The 3394-nt window shown below is 39.0% G+C and carries 2 protein-coding genes and 2 pseudogenes; 2 read left to right on the top strand and 2 right to left on the bottom strand.

Going from position 1 to position 3394, the window contains the following annotated elements:
• The coding region (locus AC11ZT_RS10825) for a Rieske 2Fe-2S domain-containing protein (protein ID WP_484059602.1) at positions 1-914 on the bottom strand (914 nt) is incomplete at its 3' end.
• Positions 915-1161: 247 nt separating this feature from the next.
• Here AC11ZT_RS10825 and pucL point away from each other — a divergent pair.
• Positions 1162-2655: pseudogene (gene pucL, locus AC11ZT_RS10830) on the top strand (factor-independent urate hydroxylase).
• 11 nt (positions 2656-2666) lie between these two features.
• Entirely contained in the window at positions 2667-3020 is a 354-nt protein-coding gene (gene uraH / locus AC11ZT_RS10835; protein ID WP_484059603.1) for a hydroxyisourate hydrolase, read from the top strand.
• A gap of 96 nt (positions 3021-3116) precedes the next feature.
• On the opposite strand, the pseudogene AC11ZT_RS10840 reads toward uraH, so the two are convergent.
• A pseudogene (locus AC11ZT_RS10840) lies at positions 3117-3394 on the bottom strand (hypothetical protein); the annotation flags it as partial.

The raw sequence follows: 3394 nt of genomic DNA on the forward strand, positions 1-3394 counted from the left end.
CGGTCCTCATTAAAAATACGTAAATTAAATTCGTACGTAAATTCAATTGGCGCATCTTTATCAAAATTACGAGCCATCGGAGAAAACAGCCGTGTTTTCCGAGCAGAAATCGGACATGGCACATTTAAAATGTGCAGTTGACCATTGTTCGGAAAGTGAACAGTAAGACTTGCAGCAAGAGGGGGATAGATATCAAATACACGAAGCCATTTAAAATCAGGTGGTGCGAGATGCTCTGCGCCTTTTGGATAATTGCTTACGGTACTTACATACTCTGCATGTAAGCCGTAATCTGTTTTTTCAACCTGATAGCTTGGAACAAAGGGATTCTCTCTGCTGCCAAATGATTTATGATGAACCCAAGCAAAATGAGAAACATCTAAAAATCCTTCTATTTGCCGCCCAGCTGAGCCATCTATATCAATCGTGGGGGGAAGAATGTTCAGGTAGTTCTCGTCATCCCATGCATTGAGCGGTGGTATGGTTTCTTCCTCACCTGTTAAGGTAGTCCAAAGGAGCCCATATCGCAATGCTACTGGATAGATGGTAAGACATAATCGAGGTGAAATGTTAGCATCTGGATGGGCGGGAATGGATGTACAATTTCCGGTTGGTCCATAGCTAAACCCATGATAGGGACAGACGATATTGTCTCCTTCGACCCAGCCCATACTGAGCGGGGTCCCTCTGTGCAGGCAAAGATCCCGCGCCACTATTATTTTTTCATTTGTTTTGTAAACAACAAGGTCCACATCGAGCAGTTTAACTGCCAAAGGTTTTTCCGAAATTTCATCAATCCGTGAAATGGGATACCAATAGTTAGCAAGTACGGTCCAATCTTCTTTACTGAATGTGCAGTCTCGCGGAAAGGGAGTCTCTCTTTTTTTCTTTACAGGAAAACTGGTCTCAGTCATACGGATCCTCATCCTTTCTATTTCCAGTTGTTTTCTATAATAGTAGCAAGAAATAAAATAAAAATTACTTATATTGTAAGAAAATCTAACATTTTTATTATCTTCAAATTTAAATAAGGTATAATTTGGATAAAATTAATTAGTAAATTATAAAAAACGGGAAGTTGTGTTACTTTTAATTACAAAATATGTAATTATTTTCGGAAGTAGCATGATTCAAATTCAGTTTTTAGAGGTGATCTATACAGTGATAACCCTTCAATCTTTAAATGAAACAAGTAATGATGAGTTTACAGCTATGCTAGGTGGTATATTTGAACATTCACCGTGGATTGCAGCCAAGGCAGCCATATCAAAACCCTTTACTTCGTTAGAGGAGTTGCATGCAGCGATGGTTGCCATTGTAAAGCATGCGACAAATGAGGAGAAGCTTTTGCTTATTCAAAAGCATCCAAATCTAGGGGAAAGGGTGGCAATGAGTAAGGACTCAAATGTAGAACAACAGGGAGCAGGGCTAAAGGAGCTCACGGAAGAGGAATATAATCGTTTTCTTACGCTTAATGAGAGGTACATGAAGAAGTTCGGTTTTCCCTTTATCCTAGCAGTCAAAGGGAAGGATAAACAGGATATCTACAAAGCGATGGAAACAAGAGCGAACCATTCACAACTAGTTGAGTTTGAGACTGCACTGTCGGAAATTTATAAAATTGCTTTCTTTCGTTTACAAGAAAAAATAATCTGTTAGGGGGACATTTTGATGAAAAATAAATCATCTGAACAAACACTTTGCTATGGTAAGGGCGATGTGTTCGCCTACCGAACGTATGTAAAACCATTAACGGGCATTCGAACCATACCTGAGTCTGATTTTGAGGGTAGGGATAACATTCTATTTGGATTAAATGTAAAGGTAGCGATTTCCGGTAAACAATTCATTCCTTCATTTACAGAAGGGGATAATTCCATGGTTGTGGCAACGGACTCGATGAAGAATTTTATTCAAAGACATTTGGCCCATTATGAGGGCTCTACGTCCGAGGGGTTTGTAGCATACGTAGCGGAGCAATTCTTAAATATGTATTCGCATATTGAAACGATTACTATGATTGCTGAGGATGTAACATTTGAACCTGTGACAGAATCTTCATCGAAGCGGTTGAAAACGAGCAATCTCGTGTTTAAGAGATCTCGAAATGAACGGGCCCAGTCCCAAATTGAAATGGCGCGTTCAGAGGATGGTACAGCGATTCTTAAACAAAGTAGTGCGATTCTCGATTTACAGTTGATTAAAGTAAGTGGGAATTCCTTTGTTGGCTTTATTCGTGATGAGTATACGACTTTACCTGAAGACGGAAATCGTCCGCTATTTATCTATTTGAATATTCATTGGGTGTACGAAGAAACAGAAGATGCATTCGGTACTAACCCGTTCAACTATGTTGCGGCGGAACAAATTAAAGATATTGCTTCTTCGACTTTTCATGAATTAGAAACACCGTCGATTCAAAATTTAATTTATGAGATTGGTAGCCGTATTCTAATGAGGTTCCCGCAATTATTAGAAGTAACCTTTGAATCACAAAATCATACGTGGGAAACAGTTGTGGATGAAATACCCGGATCTATTGGAAAAGTTTATACAGAACCGCGACCACCTTATGGGTTCCAGGTATTCACCGTTACGAAAGAAAATATGAATTATGCATTGAATAGTGCTACGAAAGAAACGACACTGGGGTAAGAGGAGAGCTTATGTCAGGACTAACAACTCATGTTTTAGATATAGCGAGCGGTCATCCGGCTGCTCATGTGAAAATTGAACTGTATATGTTACGGCTTCAAAAGCGGGAATGGCTAAAAACAGTAGTGACAAATGAAGACGGTAGACCCGGACTACCTTTGCTTTTGCCAGAGGAAATGGAAGCATGCGAATACGAACTTGTTTTTCATATTGGTGATTATTTTAAAGGTCTAGGGGTAACGTTACTAGAGCCACCTTTTCTAGATAAAGTTCCCGTTCGATTTGGCATTTCGAATCTTGCGTCTCATTATCATGTCCCGTTGTTGATCTCTCCTTATGGGTATCAGGTTTATAGGGGAAGTTAAGAAAATCTATAATTATTTGCTAGTGAAGTAAAAAAACCACCTCAACTCCAATATGGAAGCTTGAGGTGGTTTTATTTGAATCTATAAGCTATTTTGTTACGCTACCCTTTTAGAATCATCTGAATCTGGTGAACTTGGGGATTTAGAGAATAGATGAATGTTATATTTTGCAAGTAAGCCATCAACGCCCCATTTTCCAGCATTCGCACCAGCTAATAAGATAAACATAGAAAGAAGCACTAACTGGGGATTTGTACTCGTTGTACCACTAAACATATAAGCAAAGTTCATAACCATTCCAAAGAATACAGCGGTTTTTGGTAGGAAACCAATAATAAGACCTAATCCTACTAATAATTCTCCCCAAGGTACTA

This window comes from Ectobacillus sp. (assembly GCF_056992975.1).

What these genes read in the sequence shown, in the direction of transcription:
- uraH (WP_484059603.1), top strand. Translation starts at nt 2,667, where the DNA reads ATGTCAGGACTAACAACTCATGTTTTAGATATAGCGAGCGGTCATCCG.